The following is a 21680-nucleotide window of genomic DNA, read 5'->3' as shown; positions in this document are numbered from 1 at the left end:
TCAGGCCTCCGTTCCGGTGATCTCGGCGGCCTGCGCCTTGGCTTCCACGCGTGAAGCGTGTGTGGGGCCTTCGGGAGCCTCCGGGGCCCGGCCCTCGGCGAAGCCCTTGCGCAGTTCCGGAAGGACTTCCCCGAGCAGGTCGAGCTGCTCCAGCACGGTCTTCAGGGGAAGACCGGCGTGGTCCACCAGGAAGAGCTGGCGCTGGTAGTCCCCGAAGGTCTCCCGGAAAGACAGGGTCTTCTCCAGGAACTCCTGCGGGCTGCCGACCGTGAGCGGCGTCTGGGAGGTGAAGTCCTCCAGGGACGGGCCGTGGCCGTAGACCGGGGCGTTGTCGAAGTAGGGGCGGAACTCGCGCACGGCGTCCTGGGAGTTCTTGCGCATGAAGAACTGTCCGCCCAGGCCCACGACGGCCTGCTTGGCGGTGCCGTGGCCGTAGTGCTCGAAGCGCTCTCGGTAGAGCGTGACGAGCCGCTGGAAGTGCTCCTTGGGCCAGAAGATGTTGTTGGCGAAGAAGCCGTCGCCGTAGTAGGCGGCGAGCTCGGCGATCTGCGGCGTGCGGATGGAACCGTGCCAGACGAAGGGTGCGACGCCGTCCAGCGGGCGGGGTGTGGCGGTGAAGTTCTGCAGGGGGGTGCGGAAGCGCCCCTCCCAGTTCACCACGTCCTCGTCCCACAGCTTGCGCAGCAGACTGTAGTTCTCGATCGCCAGGTTGACGCCGTCCTGAATGTTCTTTCCGAACCACGGGTACACGGGGGCGGTGTTGCCGCGGCCCAGCATGATGTCCACACGCCCGTTCGCCAGATGCTGCAGCATGGCGAAGTCCTCCGCGATCTTCACGGGGTCGTTGGTGGTGATCAGCGTGGTGGAGGTGGAGAGCAGGATGCGCTCCGTCTGGGCCGCGATGTACGCCAGCGTGGTGCTGGGGGAGCTGGAGAAGAAGGGCCGATTGTGGTGCTCGCCGATCGCGTAGACGTCCAGGCCCACCTCTTCGGCCTTCTTGGCGATCGCCACGGAGGCCTTGATGCGATCGTTCTCGCTCGGGGTGACGCCGGTGGTCGGGTCAGCGGTGATGTCGCTGACGGAGAAGATCCCGATCTGCATTTGTGCCTCCTGGCTCCGCGGTGGTCTTGACACCACTCTACCAAATGCATGCATTTGCATCTAGTTGGCCGGCGTGAGATGCCTCTCCTGTGCCTTCCGCTCCCGGCGGCGTTCCCGGGTGCCTTCCACCAGGCGGTAGAGCACCGGCACCAGGACCAGTGTCAGCAGGGTGGAGGACACCAGGCCGCCGATCACCACGATCGCCAGCGGTTGCGAGATGAACCCGCCCCCGCCGGTGAGCCCGAGCGCCATGGGCGTCAGGGCGAACACGGTGGCGGCCGCGGTCATCAGGATGGGACGCAGACGACGGCGCGCGCCGTGCTCGATCGCCTCCGGCACGGAGAGCGCCTCCCGCCCGGGCGCAGGCCGCCGGTACTGGTTGATGAGGTCGATGAGGACGATCGCGTTCGTCACCACGATGCCCACCAGCATGAGCATGCCGATCAGGGCGGGCAGCCCCAGCGGGACGCCGGATGCGAGCAGGAGCGCGATGGCGCCCGTGGCGGCGAACGGGATGGACACGAGCAGGATGAGCGGCTGCACCAGGGACTTGAACGCCGCCACCATGATGACGTAGACGATCGCGACGGCGGCCAGGAGCGCCAGCCCCAGCTGGCTGAAGGAGGACGCCTGCTGCGTCGTCGCGCCGCCGAGCGCCGCCGTCGTGCCCGCCGGAAGCGTCACACCGTTCAGGCGCTTCTGCACCTCCGCGCTCACGGCTCCCAGATTGCCGCCCTCCGGCGCCACGGACACGACGGCGGTCCGCTGGCCATTGCTGCTGGTGATGCTGGTGGGGACCTCCACCTGGTTCACGGTGGCCACTGCGGAGAGCGGGAGCGGCGTGCCGGGGATCGTGCTGTCCTTGAGCTGCTGCACGCTCGTGAAACGCTGCGCCGTGCCGATGCGGACGGGGTAGTCCGTGACCCCCAGGCGAAGCTGGACGTCGAGGGGCGGATTGGCGTTGGCGGCCAGGAGCCCGCCGATCTGCTGTTCGGTCAAGCCGAGTGCGGCGGCCTTGGCACGGTCCACGGACACCTGGACCACCGGGACGGAGCCGGCCAGATTGGTGGTCACGCCGGTGGTGCCCGGGATGCCGGTGAAGGTGGCGAGCAGCTTGTCCGAGGCCTGCGACAGGGCCTGCGGATCGCCGGAGGAGATGGTCACGTCCACCGTGCTGGAGTTGCCGAAGCCGCCCTGCTGCTGTCCCACGCTGATCTTGCCGGCGTCCTTGACGCCGTCCAGCGCCCGGCGGACGGCGTCCTGCAGCTTGGCCTGATCCTTCTTCTCGTCCGTGGTGACGGTGAAGTTCGCGTCCGAGGTCCCGCTGGACTGCATGGCGCCGTAGCCGGTGCTCGCGTTGCCCAGGATCACCTGCACGTCCTGCACGCCGTCCACGCCCTTGAGGGCGCTTTCCACCTTGGCGGCCGTGTTGCTGGAATCCTCCAGCGTGGTGCCGGCCGGCAGCGACTGCCGGACGGTCATGCTGTTCTGGCCGGAGGCGCCCAGGAGGTCGGTCTGGAGGAGCGGCACCATGGCGAAGGTCCCGGCGAGGATCACGACGGCGGCGATCAGGGTGATCACGGGGTGGCGCTGCGTGCCGCGCAACACGGGGACATAGCCGCGCGCCAGCCATGAGCGCTGTTCCCGCGCATGCGCCTCACTCTCGATCTCCCGCTGGTCCCGGCCGGACGAGTTGCCGCCTTTGAGGAACCAGTAGGCGAGCACCGGGACGATGGTGAGGGAGACGAACAACGAGGCCAGCAGGGCGATGGTGACCGTCAGTGCGAACGGACGGAACAGTTCCCCGGCGATGTCGCCCACGAAGGCGATCGGCAGGAACACGGCCACCGTGGTGAGGGTGGAGGCGGTCACCGCTCCGGCCACCTCACGGATGGCGCTGAGGATGGCGGTGCGTTTGGACTCGCCGTAGCTCAGATGCCGTTTGATGTTCTCGATCACCACGATCGAGTCGTCCACCACGCGTCCGATGGCGATCGTGAGGGCGCCCAGGGTCAGGATGTTCAGCGAATACTTCGCGGCGCCCAGGGCGATGAACGTGATGAGGAGGGAGAGCGGGATGGAGATCGCGGTGACCAGGGTGGAGCGTACCGAGAGCAGGAACAGCAGGATGATGACGACGGCGAAACCGAGGCCCAGCAGGCCCTCCGTGGTGAGGTCCTTGATGGACTTCTCGATGAACGGCGCCTGGTCGAAGACGGCGGTGAACTTCGCCTCATGGCCGAGCTCCGCCTCGATGGCGGGGAGGGCGTCCCGGACCTCGTGGGAGATGGTCACGGTGTCCGCTTCCGGCTTCTTGGTCACCGACAGCGCGAGCGTTTGCACCCCGTTGGTGCGGGTGATGGAGGTGGCGGGGTTGTCCTTCAGGGATACGTCCGCCACGTCCGCGATGGTGGTGGGGGAGGACGCGCCCTTGAGCGGCAGCGACTTCACGGCGTCCAGACTGTTCACCGCAGTGCCCGCCTGAAGCGACAGCTCCTTGCCCTGCTCCTGGATGGTGCCTGCCGGGATCACGGCGCCGTTGTCCTTGAGCGACTGGCGGATGGTCTGGGCGTTCACACCGCGCGCGGCGAGCTCGGCGTCGCGGGGGACGATGGAGACGTACTGCCCGGAGGCGCCGCTCACATCGGCGCCGCGGACGCCGTCGAGCTTGAGCAGCCGCGGCACGGTGAGCCTGTTCAGCTGCTCGCTGAGCACGCTCAGCGGCTGATCCGAGGAGACCGCCAGGTACACGACGGGGAAGTCGCTGACGCTGCCGGCGAAGGACTGCGGGTCGACGCCGCTCGGCAGATTGCGGCGGGCGCTCGAGATGGCGCGGTCCACCTGGTTGCGGGCACGGTCCAGGTCGGTGCCGTAGGCGAAGCTCAGGCTGATGGTGGAGACGCCGCTGCGGGAGGTGGAGGTGATCGATTCCACGGCCTCCACCCCGGCCAGGGACTGGGAGAGCGGCGCGCCGAGCTGCTTGTCCACCACCTCGGGGGAGGCGCCCTGCAGGGTGCTCAGCACTGAGATACGGGGGAACTCCAGAGAGGGGATGAGCTCCTGCTTCAGCGAACCCATGGTGATCACCCCGAACACGGCGGCTAAGACCGTCACGAGGGCGATCAGGGCCCGGTTGGAGAGCGAGAGCTCGGACAGTCGGAACACGTGAGGACTCCTCGCGTCGGGTGACGTGGACGGGAAACGGCGAACCCCCGCACCAGGGCGGGGGTTCGCGATGGGTCGCCGGAGGTCACCCGGCGCCGGTGCTCAGGCCAATCCTACTGCTCGGCCTCGGCCAGCTGCAGCACCGAGGCCGTGTGACGGGCCAGCTCGGACGCGAGTTCCGGGTTGTCGTTCAGGCGGACGCCGTAGCCGGGCAGCAGCTCTTTGATCTTGCTCTCCCAGCCCTTGAACTTGGCCGGGAAGGAGCGCTGGAGCAGCTCCAGCATGATCGGCACGGCGGTGGAGGCTCCCGGGGACGCTCCGAGGAGGGCGCCGATGCTGCCGTCACGGCTGGTGATGACCTCGGTGCCGAACTGCAGGGCGCCGCCGCGCTTGGGGTCTTTCTTGATGATCTGGACGCGCTGGCCGGCGGTGATCAGCTCCCACTTATCGCCCTCGGCGGACGGGTAGTATTCGCGCAGTGCCTCGACCTTGGCGTTGTGGGTCTTGGTGACTTCCTTGACCAGGTAGGCCACCAGATCCAGGTTGTCCTTGGCCACGCCGAGCATCGGGACCATGTTGTTGGGGCGGATGCTGCCGGGGAGGTCCCAGTAGGAACCGTGCTTGAGGAAGTTGGTGGAGAAGCCGCCGTACGGGCCGAAGAGCAGGGAGCGCTTGCCGTCCACATAGCGGGTGTCCAGGTGGGGCACGGACATGGGCGGCGCGCCCACGGAGGCCTGGCCGTAGACCTTGGCGTCGTGCTGGGCGGTGATCTCCTCGTCCGTGCAGCGGAAGAACTTGCCGGAGACGGGGAAGCCGCCGTAGCCCTTGGACTCCGGGATGCCGGATGCCTGGAGCAGGTGGAGGGCACCGCCGCCCGCGCCGACGAAGACGAACTTGGCCTTGATGCCACCGCGCTCGTTGGAGCCGAGGTGCCGGGTGGAGATCTGCCAGCCGGAGCCGAAGGAGAGGCGCTGGAGGTCGGTGACGTCGTGGAAGTAGTTGACCTCCACGCCGGAGCGCTCGAGGTAGCCGGTCAGTTCACGGCTGAGGGCGCCGAAGTCGACGTCGGTGCCCTCCGCCACGCGGGTGGCGGCGAAACGGCCTTCGGGGCGGCCCTTCATGACCAGCGGCGCCCACTTGGCGATCGTGGCGGCGTCCTCGCTGTGCTCCATGGAGGAGAAGAGCGCATGAGGCTTGAGCATCTCATAGCGCTTCTTGAGGTAATCGGAGTGGCCGTCGCCGAGCACGAAACTCATGTGCGGGACGGTGTTGATGAAGCCCTTGGGGGAGCCGATCAGCTTCTCGGACACCAGGTGGGACCAGAACTGCCGGGAGAGCTGGAACCCTTCGGCGATGCCCAGCGCCTTCGCCGGGTTCACCGAGCCGTCCTTGGCCTGAGGGGTGTAGTTGAGCTCGCAGTACGCCGAGTGCCCGGTGCCCGCGTTGTTCCACGGGTCGGAGCTCTCCAGCCCGGCGGCGTCGAGGCGCTCGAACATGACGATCGACCAGTCCGGCTGGAGCTGCTTGAGGAACGCACCCAGGGTGGCGCTCATGATTCCACCACCGATCAGGACGACGTCGGCCGAGGCGGTCTTGGAAATGAAGGTCACGATGCACTCCGATTGCAGCAACATTGGGCACTAGCAGAATATCCTCTGCGGCGTGTCTGGTGAAAACGGCAGGCTCCCGTTATCCTTTGAGTTTCACCTTTGAGAAGACCTCGTTCAGCACGGGGGACGCGGGATAGCTGAGCACCCGGTCCGACATGGCCAGTGCGGAGATCGGATAGGCGATCGGCAGCGCCGGGAGATCCGAGGCGATCCGGTTGTTGATGGTGGTGTAGAGCTGGCTCCGCTGATCGCCGTCCGGCAGGGTGCGCGCCTGGGTGATGTCCTTGAACAGTTCCGGGTCGCTGAAGCCGAACTCTGCCCGGCTCGAACCGAAGAGCGGGGTCAGGAAGTTGTCCGGGTCCGCGTAGGAGCCGTTCCATCCGAAGAGGTGCAGGCCGTGATTCCCGGCCGAGGTGACCTCCCGCGCATAGCCGTCGGTCCACGGGACGGGCACCGGCTTGATGACCAGGCCCACGGCCGTCAGCTCCCGCGCGATCTCCGCGTAGACCTTCTCCGGGGCCGGCAGATAGGAACGGGTGACGTTGACGGGGTAGTAGAACGGGATCGGCTTCCCGTTGTATCCGGCGTCCTTCAGCAGGGCCTTGGCCTTGTTGGGGTCGTAGCCGAGTGCCGGTGCCTTGTTGTTGAACCCTGCCAGGCGCGGCGGAACGAACTGGGTGGCCACCCCGGTGCCGTCCAGATAGAAACGCCGGATGAGGGCGTTCTTGTCCACGGCGTACTCGATCGCCTGCCGGACCTTGATGTCGTCCAGGGGTGCCACGGACTGGTTCATGCCGAGGTACATGATGGAGAACGGGTCCCGCTGCACCACCTGTTCGCCCTTCTTGACCAGGGCCTCCATGGTGTCCACCGTGATGTTGTCGTAGGCGTCGATCTCGCCCTTGGCCAGAGCCTCGCGGCGCACCTCCGGGTGGCTGATGGTCACGAACCTGGCGGTCTTGATCTGGCCCCGGTCGCCCCAGTACGTCGGGTTGGAGGTCAAGGTGACGGTGTTGCCGGTCCAGGAGTCGAAGCTGAACGGGCCGGTGCCCACAGGGTGGAGCGCATAGGCGGAGAGGGAAGTGCCGTTCCGGCTCTGGTTCAGCGTGTCCGCGTGCTCCTTGGCCAGTGCCTGAGGCGAGGAGATCGCCAGGGACGGCATGGTGAGGGCCTGGAGGAATCCGGTGTACGGCTCGGAGAGGTCGATGCGCACGTGTGACGGGTCGGTGACGGTGCAGCCCCGGTACACGGACTTGGCCGGCTCATCGGAATAGGCACGGAACACATTGCCGAAAGTGCTGGCGCCATCCTTGCGCAGGGTGGGACTGAACTTGTACCAGCGCTGGAAGTTGGTGCAGACGGCGCTCGCATTGAACGGGGTGCCGTCCTGGAAGAGGACACCCTGCCGGAGGGTGAAGTCGTAGCGGGTGCCGTCGTCGGCGACTTTCCAGTCCGTGGCCAGCGACGCTGCGGGCTTGCCGGTGGTGGAATCGACCGTGACCAGGCCTTCCAGGACCTGCCGTGTCACACGGTAGGTCTCCAGATCGGAGCTCAGCGCGGGGTCCAGGCCCATGGGGGGTGCCGGGGTGCCGAAGGTGAAGGTGGCGCTCGGTTCCTGCTGGGAGGCCGTGGTGGGGGACGGCGTGGGTGCCGCCGTGCAGCCGGAGACGAGGACGACGACGGCGCTCGCCGCTGCGATCAGCTTCAGGGCGCGGACACGTGGCACTGCAACCACCTCACGGAAGGGATGGGCCGCCGGTTCTTCCGGCGGCCCATGGACTTGCTGGGTGTACTTCTTCTCGGCCACCGCTTGAACGGCGGTGCCGGCTGGTGCGCAAGGTGGGACTTGAACCCACACGCCCGAAGGCACAGGAACCTAAATCCTGCGTGTCTGCCAATTTCACCACTCGCGCCGGCCGGGCGCCCTGAAGAGGACGCCTCGGACAAGTGTAGACACAGTGTCCGGTCATTCGCCGGGACCGGCGCCGTGGCACAGGCCCGGGCCGGGGACTCAGGCGGGGAGCTTGAGATCCCGGCGCAGCTTGGCCACGTGGCCCTTCGCGCGGACGTTGTACTGCGCCTGGGAGATCAGGCCTTCTTCATCGATGACGAAGGTGCTGCGGATGATGCCCTGGTACGGTTTGCCGTAGTTCAGCTTCTCGCCCCACACTGCGAACTCGTCGGCCACACGGTGCCCTTCATCGGAGAGCATCGTGTAGCCGAAGTGCTCCCGGCCGTCCCACGCGGCCAGCTTCGCCACCGGATCGGGGGAGACGCCCAGGACGGTGTACCCCTCCTGCCCGAAGCGTGCCAGATTGTCGCGGAAGTCGCAGGCCTGCTGGGCGCAGGCCGGGGTGTCGGCCTGCGGGTAGAAGAAGATGATCACCTTGCGCCCGCGGAGATCCGTCAGGCTCACGTCAGCGCCGTCGGCGTTCTTCAGGGTGAACGCGGGGGCCGGGGTCCCCGGGGTCAGACGCGGATTGTTCGACGTGGGCACGGATTCCTCCTGAGCGGCAGGCGATGGATCGTAAACAAGAAGACCCCGCCCGGCTGGAGTGAACCAGCCGGACGGGGTCTGTCCGTGCACCCCCCGGGACTTGAACCCGGAACCCATTGATTAAGAGTCAATTGCTCTGCCAATTGAGCTAGAGGTGCATTGTCGCGGTTGTTTCATCCGGGCTTTTCTTCCCGTCTGCGTTCCCCGCAACGAGTAAGAACTCTACTGGAGTTTCCCGGAAAAGTGAAATCGGGGCGGCCGGGGAGGGTTCAAGGTGCCCGGAACCGCTGAATTCCGGGGGTTTTCGCCCGGGAGGGGCGTCTGATGTGGGGGAACGCGGCCGCGGGCGGTGTGCATTTGTGATGCACGTCATAGACTGTGCCTCAATGGGCCGGACGCTGCCGCCGGGTTTCAGGCGGATGGGTCGTGCCCCCGGGCGAGGAGGACTCAATGACCGATGCAACCACCCCTGACATCAAGCCCCGCTCGAGGGTCGTGACGGACGGGATTCACGCGGCGCCCGCCCGTGGCATGTTCCGGGCCGTGGGCATGGGGGATGAGGACTTCGCCAAGCCGCAGATCGGCGTCGCGAGCTCCTGGAACGAGATCACCCCCTGCAATCTGTCACTGAACCGCCTCGCTCAGGCCGTCAAGGAGGGCGTGCATGCCGGTGGAGGCTTCCCCATGCAGTTCGGGACCATCTCCGTCTCGGACGGCATCTCCATGGGGCATGAGGGCATGCACTTCTCCCTGGTCTCCCGTGAGGTGATCGCCGATTCCGTGGAGACCGTCATGCAAGCTGAGCGGATCGACGGCTCCGTCCTGCTGGCCGGCTGCGACAAGTCCCTGCCCGGCATGCTGATGGCCGCGGCCCGGCTGGACCTGGCGAGCGTCTTCCTCTACGCCGGATCGATCATGCCCGGCTGGGTGCGCCTGGAAGACGGTTCCGAGAAGGAAGTGACGCTGATCGACGCCTTCGAAGCGGTGGGGGCCTGTGCCGCGGGGCGGATGAGCCGGGAGGACCTGGACCGGATCGAACGGGCCATCTGCCCGGGGGAGGGGGCCTGTGGCGGCATGTACACCGCCAACACCATGGCCTGCATCGGCGAGGCGCTCGGCATGTCCCTGCCCGGCTCGGCCGCGCCGCCCTCGGCGGACCGTCGCCGCGACGACTTCGCGCGCCGCTCCGGCGAGGCCGTGGTCAACCTCCTGCGGCTGGGCATCACGGCGCGGGACATCATGACCCGCCCGGCGTTCGAGAACGCCATCGCCGTGACCATGGCGTTCGGCGGTTCCACCAACGCCGTCCTCCACCTTCTGGCGATCGCCCGGGAGGCCGGCGTCGAGCTGTCCTTGGACGACTTCAACCGCATCGGCGACCGCGTCCCCCACCTCGGGGACCTCAAGCCGTTCGGACGCTACGTGATGACGGACGTGGACCGGATCGGCGGTGTGCCGGTCATCATGAAGGCTCTCCTGGACGCGGGGCTGCTGAACGGCGATTGCCTGACTGTCACGGGGCGCACGGTCGCGGAGAACCTGGAGGCGATCAATCCGCCGGACGTGGACGGGAAGATCCTGCGCGCCCTGGACAATCCGATCCACAAGACCGGCGGGCTCACCATCCTCCACGGCAGCCTGGCGCCGGAGGGTGCGGTGGTGAAGACCGCGGGCTTCGACGCCGACGTCTTCGAAGGGACCGCGCGCGTCTTCGAGCGGGAGCAGGGCGCGCTGGACGCGCTGGACCGCGGCGAGATCTCCGCGGGGGATGTGGTGGTGATCCGGTATGAGGGGCCGAAGGGCGGTCCGGGCATGCGGGAGATGCTCGCGATCACGGGCGCCATCAAGGGGGCGGGGCTGGGCAAGGACGTGCTGCTTCTGACGGACGGCCGCTTCTCCGGCGGGACCACAGGACTGTGCATCGGGCATGTCGCCCCGGAAGCGGTCGACGGCGGCCCCATCGCCTTCGTGCGGGACGGGGACCGGATCAGAGTGGACATCGCCGCGCGGTCGTTTGATCTGCTGGTGGAGGAGGAGGAACTGGAGCGCCGCCGGGTCGGATGGGAACCGCTGCCGGCGCGCTTCACCACAGGGGTGCTGGCCAAGTACGCCAAGCTGGTCAACTCGGCTTCCACGGGAGCCTATTGCGGATGAAAAGGGGACCCGACGACGGCGGCGCGGCCCGCCGTCGTCGGTCATCCCTGCCCGGATCGCGGACCGAAATGTCCGAATAGTGAGACGCCCTGTCCGGCAGTTGACACAAAATCGGCCGGAGGGAAAACTGTAGCCATGACTGAAACCGTGATCGTCGTCCTTATTACCAAGCGCGTGGCATAAGCCAAGCTGGTAACGGTACGTCACGCGCAACCCCTCGCAGAGCCTCACGGCTGAGGGGTTTTTTTATTTGGCAGCACGGCCAGTCATCCATGTAAAGCGCCCCGCGAGGGGCACCAACGAGGAAGAGTCCGATGAGCAAAGGATCGCCCATCAGCCCCACGCTGTTGGCTGCAAAGTCCGCGAAGAACGCGGAGAAGTCCGAGCGCGCCGTCGCCGCTGCCGATGAGGCAGTGTCCCTCTCTCCTGTCCTCGGGCCGAACAACGTTGTACCCCCAACGGAGATGACCGGCTCGCAATCACTCGTCCGATCGCTCGAAGAACTCGGCGTGAAGGATGTCTTCGGTTTGCCCGGTGGTGCCATCCTGCCCACCTATGACCCGCTGATGGCTTCCAGTCTGAACCACATTCTGGTCCGTCACGAGCAGGGAGCCGGCCACGCCGCGCAGGGCTACGCCATGGTCACGGGAGAGGTGGGCGTCTGCATCGCCACCTCCGGGCCTGGCGCCACCAACCTGGTCACCGCCATCATGGACGCCCATATGGACTCCGTGCCCATGGTGGCCATCACGGGCCAGGTCTCCAGTGCCGTGATCGGCAGTGACGCCTTCCAGGAAGCGGACATCGTCGGCATCACGCTGCCGATCACGAAGCACTCCTTCCTGGTCACGAACGCCGACGACATCCCGCGCGTCATGGCTGAGGCCTTCCACCTGGCTTCCACCGGCCGTCCCGGCCCGGTCCTGGTGGACGTGGCCAAGGACGCCCAGGTCTCCAAGACCCTCTTCTCCTGGCCGCCCAGGATCGACATCCCGGGCTACCGTCCCGTGCTGCGAGGCCACAGCAAGCAGCTGCGCGAGGCCGCCAAGCTCATCTCCGCGGCCAAGAAGCCCGTGTTCTACGTGGGCGGCGGTGTGGTCAAGGCCCACGCCTGTGAAGAGCTGAAGGAACTCGCCGAGCTCAGCGGCGCCCCCGTGGTGACCACGCTGATGGCCAAGGGCGCCTTCCCGGACTCCCACCCGCAGCACGTCGGCATGCCCGGTATGCACGGCAACGTCTCCGCCGTCACCGCGCTGCAGCAGTCCGATCTGCTCATCACCCTCGGTGCCCGCTTCGACGACCGCGTCACCGGAGTGCTCAGCAGCTTCGCCCCGCACGCCAAGGTCATTCACGCGGACATCGACCCGGCCGAGATCTCCAAGAACCGCGTGGCCGATGTGCCGATCGTGGGCAGTGTCAAGGAGATCATCCCGGAGCTGACCGAGGTCCTCGCCGCTCAGTTCGAGGCCACCGGCAAGCCGGACCTGGGCGCCTGGTGGGCGTTCCTGGGCAATCTGCGGGACACCTACCCGCTGGGCTGGACCGAGCCTGAGGACGGTCTGATCGCCCCGCAGCGCGTCATCAAGCGGATCGGTGAGCTCACCGGCCCCGAGGGCATCTACGTGGCGGGCGTCGGCCAGCACCAGATGTGGGCCGCGCAGTTCGTCAAGTACGAGCGTCCCCACGCCTGGCTGAACTCCGGTGGCGCCGGCACCATGGGGTACTCCGTGCCCGCCGCCATGGGCGCCAAGGTGGGCAACCCGGACCGCGTGGTCTGGGCCATCGACGGCGACGGCTGCTTCCAGATGACCAATCAGGAACTCGCCACCTGCGCGCTGAACAACATCCCGATCAAGGTCGCGATCATCAACAACTCCTCGCTGGGCATGGTCCGCCAGTGGCAGACCCTGTTCTACGAGGGCCGGTACTCCAACACGGACCTCAACACCGGGCATGACACCGTCCGCATCCCGGACTTCGTCAAGCTGGCCGACGCCTACGGCTGCGCCGCCCTGCGCTGCGAACGCGAAGAGGACATCGACGCCACCATCCAGAAGGCGCTCGAGATCAACGACCGCCCCGTGGTGATCGACTTCGTGGTGAGCCCCAACTCCATGGTCTGGCCCATGGTGCCCGCGGGCGTCAGCAACGACCAGATCCAGGTCGCCCGGAACATGACCCCCGAGTGGGAAGAAGAGGACTGAGCATGAGCCGTCACACACTCTCCGTGCTGGTGGAGGACAAGCCCGGCGTGCTCACGCGCGTCTCCGGCCTCTTTGCACGCCGCGCCTTCAACATCAACTCCCTGGCCGTCGGCCCCACCGAGGTGCCTGGCACTTCGCGCATCACCGTGGTGGTCGAGGCCGAAGGTGACCTGATCGAACAGGTCACCAAGCAGCTCAACAAGCTGATCAATGTGATCAAGATCGTAGAGCTCACGAGCGACGCTTCCGTGCAGCGTGACCATATCCTGGTCAAAGTACGGGCCGATGCCGCAACGCGTCTGCAGGTCACCCAAGCCGCAGATCTGTTCCGCGCCTCCGTGGTCGATGTGTCCACCGACTCATTGGTCATCGAGGCCACCGGCCACCCCGAGAAGATCACTGCCCTGCTGTCCGTCCTGGAGCCATTCGGCATCCGCGAGATCGTGCAGTCCGGCACCTTGGCCGTTGGACGGGGACCCCGCTCCATGAGTGATCGCGCTCTGCGGTCCGCCTGAAGCCCTCACGACACCGTTCAATACCACCACTCCCAAGGAGAAAAATCCCATGACCGAACTGATCTACGACGACGACGCAGACCTCTCGATCATCCAGGGCAAGAAGGTCGCGATCGTCGGCTACGGCTCGCAGGGCCACGCCCACGCGCAGAACCTCCGCGATTCCGGCGTTCAGGTCGTCATCGCCCTCAAGGAGGGCTCCAAGTCCATCGCCAAGGCCGAGGAGGAGGGCTTCGAAGTCAAGTCCGTCGCCGACGCCGCCGAGTGGGCCGACCTCATCATGATCCTGGCGCCGGATCAGCACCAGCGCTCCATCTACGCCGACTCCATCAAGGACAAGCTGACGGCGGGCAAGACCCTGGCCTTCGCCCACGGCTTCAACGTCCGCTTCGGCTACATCCAGGTGCCGGAAGGCGTCGACGTCATCCTCATCGCCCCGAAGGCCCCGGGCCACACGGTGCGCCGCGAATACGTCGCAGGCCGCGGCATCCCGGACATCATCGCCGTCGAGCAGGATGCCACCGGCACCGCCTGGGACACCGCCAAGTCCTACGCCAAGGCCATCGGCGGCACCCGCGCCGGCGTCATCAAGACCACCTTCACCGAAGAGACCGAGACGGACCTCTTCGGCGAGCAGGCGGTCCTCTGCGGCGGCGTGTCCCAGCTGATCGAGTACGGCTTCGAGACCCTGACCGAGGCCGGCTACCAGCCGCAGATCGCCTACTTCGAGGTGCTGCACGAGCTCAAGCTCATCGTGGACCTCATGTGGGAGGGCGGCATCGCCAAGCAGCGCTGGAGCGTCTCCGACACCGCCGAGTACGGCGACTACGTCTCCGGCCCGCGTGTCATCGACCCGCGCGTCAAGGAGAACATGGCCGGCGTGCTTGCGGACATCCAGTCCGGTGCGTTCGCCAAGCGCTTCATCGACGACCAGGACAACGGCGCCGCCGAGTTCAAGGAGCTGCGTGCCAAGGCCGAGCAGCACCCGATCGAGGCCGTGGGCCGCGAGCTGCGCTCCCTGTTCTCCTGGAAGCAGCAGGACGCCGACTACGTCGACGGCTCCGCCGCGCGCTGAGAACCCCGGCCTTAGGGCCTCTTCACAATCGGGAATCCGATTCCCGACACGCCGATCCGGGAAAGTACTCTCGGAATCAGGCGTGTGAAGCAACGGCGCCGGGCCCGCACACTGTGCGGGCCCGGCGGCTCCGTGCTCAGGACACCTGAGAAATGCCACTGCAGTATCGATCGCCACAAAGAGGTCACCGGTGACAGACACCAAGCCCGTAGTACTCATTGCCGAAGAACTATCGCCTGCCACCGTGGCGGCTCTGGGACCGGATTTCGAGATCCGCCAGACCGACGGTGCCGACCGCTCCCAGCTGCTGCCCGCACTGGCCGATGCACACGCCATCCTGGTCCGCTCCGCCACCCAGGTTGACGCCGAAGCGATCGCCGCGGCCCCGAACCTCAAGGTCATCGCCCGTGCCGGCGTCGGCCTCGACAACGTGGACATCAAGGCCGCCACCCAGGCCGGCGTCATGGTGGTCAACGCGCCCACCTCCAACATCATCTCCGCCGCGGAGCTGACCGTGGGCCACATCCTCAGCCTGGCCCGCCACATCCCGCAGGCGTGCGGCGCCCTCAAGGCGGGGGAGTGGAAGCGCTCCAAGTACTCCGGCACTGAGCTCTTCGAGAAGAAGATCGGCATCATCGGCTTCGGCCGCATCGGCGCCCTCGTCGCCGCCCGCCTCCAGGCGTTCGGCACCGAGATCCTGGCCTACGACCCCTACGTCACCTCCGCCCGTGCCGCTCAGCTCGGCGTGAAGCTCGTGACCCTGGACGAGCTGCTGGCCCAGTCCGACTTCATCACGATCCACATGCCCAAGACCCCGGAAACGGTCGGCATGCTCGGCGCCGAGGCGTTCGAGAAGATGAAGGAAACCGCCTACGTCGTCAACGTCGCCCGCGGCGGCCTGGTGGACGAGGCGGCCCTGCACGAGGCCCTCGTGGCCGGCAAGATCGCCGGAGCCGGCATCGACGTCTTCGCCAAGGAACCCTCCACGGACTTGCCGTTCTTCGGCCTGGACAACGTCGTGGTGACCCCGCACCTGGGCGCCTCCACCGCCGAAGCACAGGAGAAGGCCGGCATCTCCGTCGCCAAGTCCGTGCGTCTCGCCCTGGCCGGCGAGCTCGTCCCGGACGCCGTGAACGTGGCCGGCGGCGTCATCCACTCCGACATCCGCCCGGGCATCCCGCTCATCGAGAAGCTCGGCCGTGTCTTCACCGCCCTCACCCACGACTCGGTCACGCAGATCGACGTCGAGGTGGCCGGCGAGATCGCCGCCTTGGACGTGAAGGTCCTGGAGCTCTCCGCGCTCAAGGGCATCTTCGCCGACGTCGTCTCGGAGCAGGTCTCCTACGTCAACGCGCCGGTCATCGCCGAGCAGCGCGGCATCAACGTCCGTCTGATCACCACCGAGAAGGCCGAGGACTACCGCAACGTCCTGACGCTGCGCGGCGCCCTGAGCGACGGTTCGCAGATCACCGTTGCCGGCACCCTCACCGGCCCCAAGCAGGTGGAGAAGCTCGTGAGCGTCAACGGCTTCGACGTCGAGATCCCGATCACCGAGCACCTGATCGTGGTCAGCTACCAGGACCGTCCGGGTGTGGTGGGCACGATCGGCCACATTCTGGGCATGAACAACATCAACATCGGTGGCATGCAGGTGGCACGCCGTTCCGAGGGCGGCGATGTCATGGCACTGCTGACGGTGGACTCCTCCGTCCCCCAGCAGGTCCTGGACGCCATCAAGGCCGGTGTCGGTGCCATCGCCGTGCGCGAGGTCGACCTGGAGTCCTGACACCAAGACGGCATGGGACCCTGTCGGTCCCGTGAATCCGGGCCGGTCTGCCTACAATAGTTACGGCGCTTTTTGCGCCGCAGCGGTCGGCAGATCGGCCCGAAGTCTTGGTACACCCCCCACCTCGAGCGATGCACAGCCATGCCCCCGGAGCATGTCCCGGTGCCTCTCTCAGCCCAGGAGCGCAATGAACGCCGTTGAACGGTTCATCAGAAGCCGAGTGCTGCTGCTGACCGCGACTGTCCTGATCATCACCATGGCACTGTCCATTCTGGTCCAGACCGGCTCGCAGGCCGCCCTGGTCAAGACCGTGGATCAGAATTCACGTGGTCTCTACGACATCCTGGTGCAGGCTCCGGGCAAGAGCGAGGACAAGCTCATGCAGCCGGACATCGTCACCGGGCAGGGCGGCATCAGCTTCGACCAGCTGGACAAGATCCGTCAGATGAGCGGCACCGCCGTCGCGGCCCCCATCTCGCTGGTCTCCCGCGTGACACAGAACCTCGAGGCCCCGCAGCTTCGGGCCGAGGACTACCTGGGCTACAACCAGGGCCTCGTCGGACTCCAGCAGACCAGCACCCCGGGGGCGACGGACGGCTCCAAGTGGCCGCAGCCCAACTCCGTGCTCAACGACAACCCCACCCGGTACCGGATCACGGCCAGTGCCACCAGCTCCGACGGCAAGACCGAGCGGCAGCTCTTCAGCACGGTGGGCGAGGGCACGCTGGGCAAGGCGAAGATCGTCCAGACCACCGTGGCCGGCGGCAATTCCGTGCAGATCGAGGCGCCCCAGGGCGAGTCGGGCATCAAGTTCCCGTCCCCGGCCGGCAGCTCCACCCACACACTTTTCAACGCGAACATCTCCTTGCCCCTGGCCCCGGAGATCAGTGAGTCCGTGGTCGCCATCGACCCGGTGGCCGAGCACGCGCTCCTCGGCTCCGCCGGCGACTTCCTGAATCCGCTGGAGAAGGCTCCGCCCGTGGACGGCCGCAACGCCGGCGCCATCGGCCGCTTCTTCCAGGAGAAGCTCTCCTCCGGCATGTCCCAGGAGGACATCCAGGACGGCCCCGACTTCCTCGGCGTGCGTCTGAAGTACTGGGCCCCCATGCTCATGCAGTACGAGGCCAGCGTCCGTGACAAGCAGCTCACCCCGGACTCCCAGGCGATCCCGCTGATCGTCCGTCAGGGGACCAGCCTCTCCGTGAAGTACAGCGTCAAGATCGAACAGCTGGACGACTCCGGCAAGGTGGTCAAGGAGATCGGGACGGTCTCCAAGGACCTCGGCAGCAGCTACGTGCCGTTCGTCTCCAAGTCCCCGTTCGTGCTGCAGTGGCCGGGTGGCACCGACCACTCCGATCTCCTGGGCGCAACCTCCAGCTTCGCCGCGGGCCTGTACGACCCGGCCACCTGGAGCACCCAGTTCGCTGCCGCCCCGCAGTACGGCTCCGCCGGGACCGAGGCCAACGGCTCCGAGAAGAAGCAGGCGAATCCCGGCGACTGGGTGACCATCAACGGCCTCCCGGTGCGTGCCATGGACGGCAGCACCGTGGACCAGGCCCAGCGCACCCCCGTGCAGGAACGGTCCTACCGCAAGGACCTGGCCCGCGGCGATGCCAAGGCCACCCCGCTACCCATGGTCTACGGCACCTTCGACCCCACCCAGGTCCAGAAGGCCGCCGGTGACATCAACCGTCTGCCGCTGGGCGGCTACGATCCGGTGCCCTTCACCTTGACCAAGGACGCCCAGGGCAACGGCGTCACGCCGACCGAACTGAAGCCGGGCCTGAGCGCCACCGGACTGGTCAGCCAGTCCGCGGGTGCCATCACCGACTACTACGGCCTGGCCGCCGCCCGCGGCTACACCAAGGACGCCGACGTCGTGGACGCCATCCGCGTCCGTGCCAAGGCGCAGGGCGGCTGGCGGGAAGCCGGCGGCGACATCGCCAAGCTGGCCGACCAGATCCGTGCCCTCGGCCTGCGCGCCACGATCGTCTCCGGCTCCGCCCGTGAGGACGCGAACATCTTCGTCCCCGGGTACAGCAAGGACTCCTCCGGTGCGGACCAGGCGCTCGGCACCGTCCAGCAGTCGTGGGTCCGTCAGGATGCCGCCGCCGCCGTGACGAGCTCCCTGTCCGGGACCAACATCATGCTGCTCTTCCTGGCGCTGCTCGGCGCCACCCTCCTGACGGCGGCCTCCACCGTCAGCTACATCCGCAAGCGCCGCGGCGACGCCGGGATCCTGCGGGCCATGGGCTGGAACCAGAAGCAGATCCGCCGCTGGGTGCTGCAGGAGTTCGCGGTGGGCGCCGCGGCCCTCGCCGCCGTCGGCCTCATCCTGAGCCTGATCAGCTGGAACGTGGCCACGGTCGTCGTGTCGGTCCTGGTGCTGGCGATCTACGCGGCCGCCGCCTGGCTCGCCGTGCATCAGCTGCGGCACAAGCACGTGGTGGACCAGGAGGCCGTGGACGACTCGCGTCTCATCGCGATCGACTCCCCGCTGACCTTCGCCAACCGTCAGCTGAAGACGCACCGCTTCAACACACTCTCGCTCGCCGTCGCGGTCGGTGTGTTCGCCGCGGCCGTCGGCGCCCTGGTCTCCGTCCTGGTGGACATCCCGCGTGCAGCGGGTGCATCGGCACTGGGTGGCGTGGCCGCCGCGAGCATCGTGCTGCCGGCCATCATCCTGGCGCTGGCCGGCACCGCGGTGGGGATGTTCCTCACCATCGTCACCGGACGCTTCGAGCTCACGGCCAAGCGGGACCAGATCGGTGTCCTGAACGCCATGGGCTGGAACCCGGACATGCTCAAGCAGGTCCGCTTCTTCGAGCACGCGCTCGTAGGCCTCTACGCACTGCCCATCGGCGTGCTCGGCGCCGCGCTCCTCGGCATTTTCCTCGCCCCCTACGCGGCCGTCTGGGCAGGCCTGGCCGGCCTGCTCGCCGTCGTGGTGTGGGTCCCCGTCGCGACAAGGATCATTCGATGACCACTGAACCCGAATCCCGGAAGAACCGCCGCGCCGAAGAGCGCGGTTCCCAGACTCAGGACGAGCAGGAGAACACGATGACCGCGGAGCAGCCCGTAGGGGACGCCGCAGAGCTTCAGACGCGCGCCAACACCATCATCAAGGTGGCGGATCACGAGACCCCGCTGCGCCTGGAGAACATCACCATCCGCTATGGCGGGGAGCGCAACGGCGCCGAGCGCGTCAGCGTGGTGGAGGACTTCGGCCTCGAACTGGGCGCCGGTGAGATGCACTGCGTCGCCGGGCGCTCCGGCTCCGGCAAGACCTCCATCCTGACGGTCAGCGCGGGCCTGACGCTGCCCACCGCCGGCCGCGTCTTCTGGGAGGACGCCCCGCTCGACACGATGGACGACGACGAGGTGGCCGACCGCCGTCGTGCGCTCATCGGTTACGTCGACCAGGGTGGCGCCCTGATCGAGGGCATGAGCGCGCTGGAGAACGTGCTGCTGCCCGCCGTCCCGGATGGCGAGGTGGAGCAGCGCACCGAGATGGCCAAGAACCTGCTGGAACTGGTGGGCCTGGGCAAGCGCATCAAGCACCGCCCGGAGCAGCTCTCCGGCGGTGAGCGCCAGCGCGTCGCGATCGCCCGCGCCTTGATCCTCGGCACCCGCGTCCTGGTGGTGGATGAACCCACCGCCAGCCTGGACCGGACCTCCGCCAACAAGATCATCGGCATCCTCAAGGACACCACCAAGGACGGCATCTCCGTCCTGGTGGCCTCCCACGATCACGAGCTCATCCGGGTCTCCGACTCGATGACCGAGCTCAGCTGATCCACCCCCTCACGAGCCAGCGCACCGCAGGAGAAGCCACACCGTGACGCAGCAGAAGCCGTCCTATTACCTCACCACGGCCATCACGTACCCGAACGGGGTGCCCCACATCGGGCACGCCTACGAGTACATCGCGACCGACGCCATGGCGCGATTCAAGCGCCTGGACGGCTTCGACGTCATGTTCCTGACCGGCACGGACGAGCACGGTATGAAGATCGCGCAGGCCGCCGAGAAGGAGGGCATCACGCCCAAGGAACTGGTGGACCGCAATGCGGAGATCTACCAGGCCGTACACGCCGAGCTGGGCATCAGCCACGACCGCTTCATCCGGACCACGGACGCGGATCACTATGCGGCCAGTCAGGACCTCTGGCGCCGTATGGAGGCCAACGGTGACATCTACCTCGGCAAGTACGAGGGCTGGTACTCGGTCCGTGACGAGGCGTTCTACGGGGAGGACGAGACCGAGCTGCGCGAGGACGGCAAGCGCTACTCCAAGACCACGGACACGGAGCTGACCTGGACGGAGGAGGAGAGCTACTTCTTCCGGCTCTCCAATTACCAGGAGAAGCTCCTGGCGCTCTACGAGGAGCAGCCCGAGTTCGGCTACCCGCGCAGCCGCTTCAACGAGGTCATCAGCTTCGTCAAGGGCGGCCTGGAGGACCTGTCCATCAGCCGCACCACCTTCGACTGGGGCGTCCCCGTCCCGGGCGATGACAAGCACGTCATGTACGTGTGGGTGGACGCGCTGACGAACTACCTCACCGGCGTCGGCTTCCCGGACGACTCCTCGGAGAAGTTCCAGCGCTTCTGGCCGGCCGATGTCCACGTGATCGGCAAGGACATCTCCCGCTTCCACGCCATCTTCTGGCCGGCGTTCCTCATGAGCGCCGGGCTCCCGCTGCCCAAGCGCGTCATGATCCACGGCTTCCTGCACAACAACGGGGTGAAAATGTCCAAGTCCCTGGGCAATGTGGTGGCCCCGGGTGACTTCGTGGCCCAGTACGGCCTGGACCAGGTCCGCTACTTCTTCCTGCGGGAGGTGCCGTTCGGCGCCGACGGCAGCTACAGCCACGATGCGATCGTGGGCCGGATGAACGCCGACCTGGCCAACAACTTCGGCAATCTCGCGCAGCGCTCGCTGTCCATGGTGGCGAAGAACTGCGACGGCGCCGTCCCCGCCCCGGGCGAGTTCAGCGCCGCCGATCAGGCGATGCTGGCCCAGGCCGACAGCTTGCTGGAGACGGTCCGCGGCGAGTTCGAGGAGCAGCAGTTCTCCCGCGCGCTGGAGGCCATGTGGCACGTCCTGGGGGAGTGCAACGCCTACTTCGCCGAGCAGCAGCCGTGGGTCCTGCGCAAGACCGACCCGGCCCGGATGAACACCGTCCTGTACGTCACGCTCGAGGTGCTGCGCCAGGTGGCCATCCTGAGCCAGCCCGTGATGCCGGGTTCCGCCGGCACCGTTCTGGGCCTCCTGGGCCAGGACTCGGAGGAGAGCCGCCTCTTCACCGCCCTGGGCACCCGCCTGGTAGCCGGCACGGACCTGCCCGCGCCGGCCCCGGTCTTCCCGAAGTACGAGGAGCCCGAGGTCTGAGCCCGCGCGCCTGACCCACCCGCGGCGCACGCGAGAGTGCAGATGATGCCGGAAAGAGCCGGGCGAGTTCAGAAGGTTAGCGCAACACCCTGATGGTGGAGGGTGTGCGTGGCGAAGAAGATCGCGTGGGAGGTCCGGGCGGAGGCGTATCACCGCTTGTTGGCGGGTGAGTCCGTGCTGG

Annotated in this window: 13 protein-coding genes and 2 tRNA genes; 8 read left to right on the top strand and 7 right to left on the bottom strand. The window is 67.2% G+C overall.

Going from position 1 to position 21680, the window contains the following annotated elements; genetic code table 11:
• The 7 genes from Q9R02_RS16135 to Q9R02_RS16105 form a co-directional block, all read right to left on the bottom strand.
• On the bottom strand, positions 1-1101 hold the full coding sequence (locus Q9R02_RS16135; RefSeq protein WP_305997732.1) for an LLM class flavin-dependent oxidoreductase: 1101 nt from the start codon (positions 1099-1101) through the stop codon (positions 1-3).
• A gap of 60 nt (positions 1102-1161) precedes the next feature.
• A complete protein-coding gene (locus Q9R02_RS16130) occupies positions 1162-4266 on the bottom strand; it encodes an efflux RND transporter permease subunit (RefSeq protein ID WP_305997731.1) in 3105 nt (1034 codons plus the stop codon).
• Positions 4267-4379: 113 nt separating this feature from the next.
• Positions 4380-5876 (bottom strand): malate:quinone oxidoreductase, encoded by a 1497-nt coding sequence (locus Q9R02_RS16125; protein WP_305997730.1) that lies wholly within the window; start codon positions 5874-5876, stop codon positions 4380-4382.
• Positions 5877-5955: 79 nt separating this feature from the next.
• Positions 5956-7602, bottom strand: coding sequence for an ABC transporter substrate-binding protein (locus Q9R02_RS16120; RefSeq protein ID WP_305997729.1), 1647 nt, complete (start codon positions 7600-7602; stop codon positions 5956-5958).
• 102 nt (positions 7603-7704) lie between these two features.
• Positions 7705-7789 (bottom strand) — tRNA-Leu (locus Q9R02_RS16115).
• A gap of 98 nt (positions 7790-7887) precedes the next feature.
• The gene (gene bcp / locus Q9R02_RS16110; protein WP_305997728.1) at positions 7888-8373 is read right to left on the bottom strand and encodes a thioredoxin-dependent thiol peroxidase; all 486 of its coding nucleotides are present in this window, start codon (positions 8371-8373) and stop codon (positions 7888-7890) included.
• A gap of 85 nt (positions 8374-8458) precedes the next feature.
• A tRNA-Lys gene (locus Q9R02_RS16105) sits at positions 8459-8531 on the bottom strand.
• Positions 8532-8823: 292 nt separating this feature from the next.
• Here Q9R02_RS16105 and ilvD point away from each other — a divergent pair.
• From ilvD to metG, 8 genes are all read left to right on the top strand, one after another.
• On the top strand, positions 8824-10527 hold the full coding sequence (ilvD, locus tag Q9R02_RS16100; RefSeq protein WP_305997727.1) for a dihydroxy-acid dehydratase: 1704 nt from the start codon (positions 8824-8826) through the stop codon (positions 10525-10527).
• Between the two features lie 314 nt (positions 10528-10841).
• Positions 10842-12731: an acetolactate synthase large subunit gene (locus tag Q9R02_RS16095; protein WP_305997726.1), complete on the top strand. Its 1890-nt coding sequence runs from the start codon at positions 10842-10844 to the stop codon at positions 12729-12731.
• A gap of 2 nt (positions 12732-12733) precedes the next feature.
• Positions 12734-13246 (top strand): acetolactate synthase small subunit, encoded by a 513-nt coding sequence (gene ilvN, locus Q9R02_RS16090; protein WP_305997725.1) that lies wholly within the window; start codon positions 12734-12736, stop codon positions 13244-13246.
• A gap of 49 nt (positions 13247-13295) precedes the next feature.
• Complete coding sequence (gene ilvC, locus Q9R02_RS16085; RefSeq protein ID WP_305997724.1) at positions 13296-14321, top strand: ketol-acid reductoisomerase; 1026 nt, start codon at positions 13296-13298, stop codon at positions 14319-14321.
• A 190-nt stretch (positions 14322-14511) separates the two neighbouring features.
• Positions 14512-16107: a phosphoglycerate dehydrogenase gene (gene serA / locus Q9R02_RS16080; RefSeq protein ID WP_305997723.1), complete on the top strand. Its 1596-nt coding sequence runs from the start codon at positions 14512-14514 to the stop codon at positions 16105-16107.
• A gap of 187 nt (positions 16108-16294) precedes the next feature.
• Positions 16295-19090 (top strand): ABC transporter permease, encoded by a 2796-nt coding sequence (locus tag Q9R02_RS16075; protein WP_305997722.1) that lies wholly within the window; start codon positions 16295-16297, stop codon positions 19088-19090.
• 77 nt (positions 19091-19167) lie between these two features.
• Positions 19168-19902 carry an ABC transporter ATP-binding protein gene (locus Q9R02_RS16070; RefSeq protein WP_305997745.1) on the top strand — a complete coding sequence of 245 codons (735 nt, stop codon included), beginning with the start codon at positions 19168-19170 and terminating at the stop codon, positions 19900-19902.
• 43 nt (positions 19903-19945) lie between these two features.
• On the top strand, positions 19946-21499 hold the full coding sequence (metG, locus tag Q9R02_RS16065; protein WP_305997721.1) for a methionine--tRNA ligase: 1554 nt from the start codon (positions 19946-19948) through the stop codon (positions 21497-21499).
• Positions 21500-21680: the final 181 nt, after the last annotated feature.

Origin of the sequence: Arthrobacter horti (assembly GCF_030731045.1) — a bacterium.
GTDB lineage: Bacteria > Actinomycetota > Actinomycetes > Actinomycetales > Micrococcaceae > Arthrobacter_E > Arthrobacter_E nanjingensis.
Note: the sequence above shows the minus strand (reverse complement) of the source record. Positions and strands in the feature narration are given on the sequence as shown.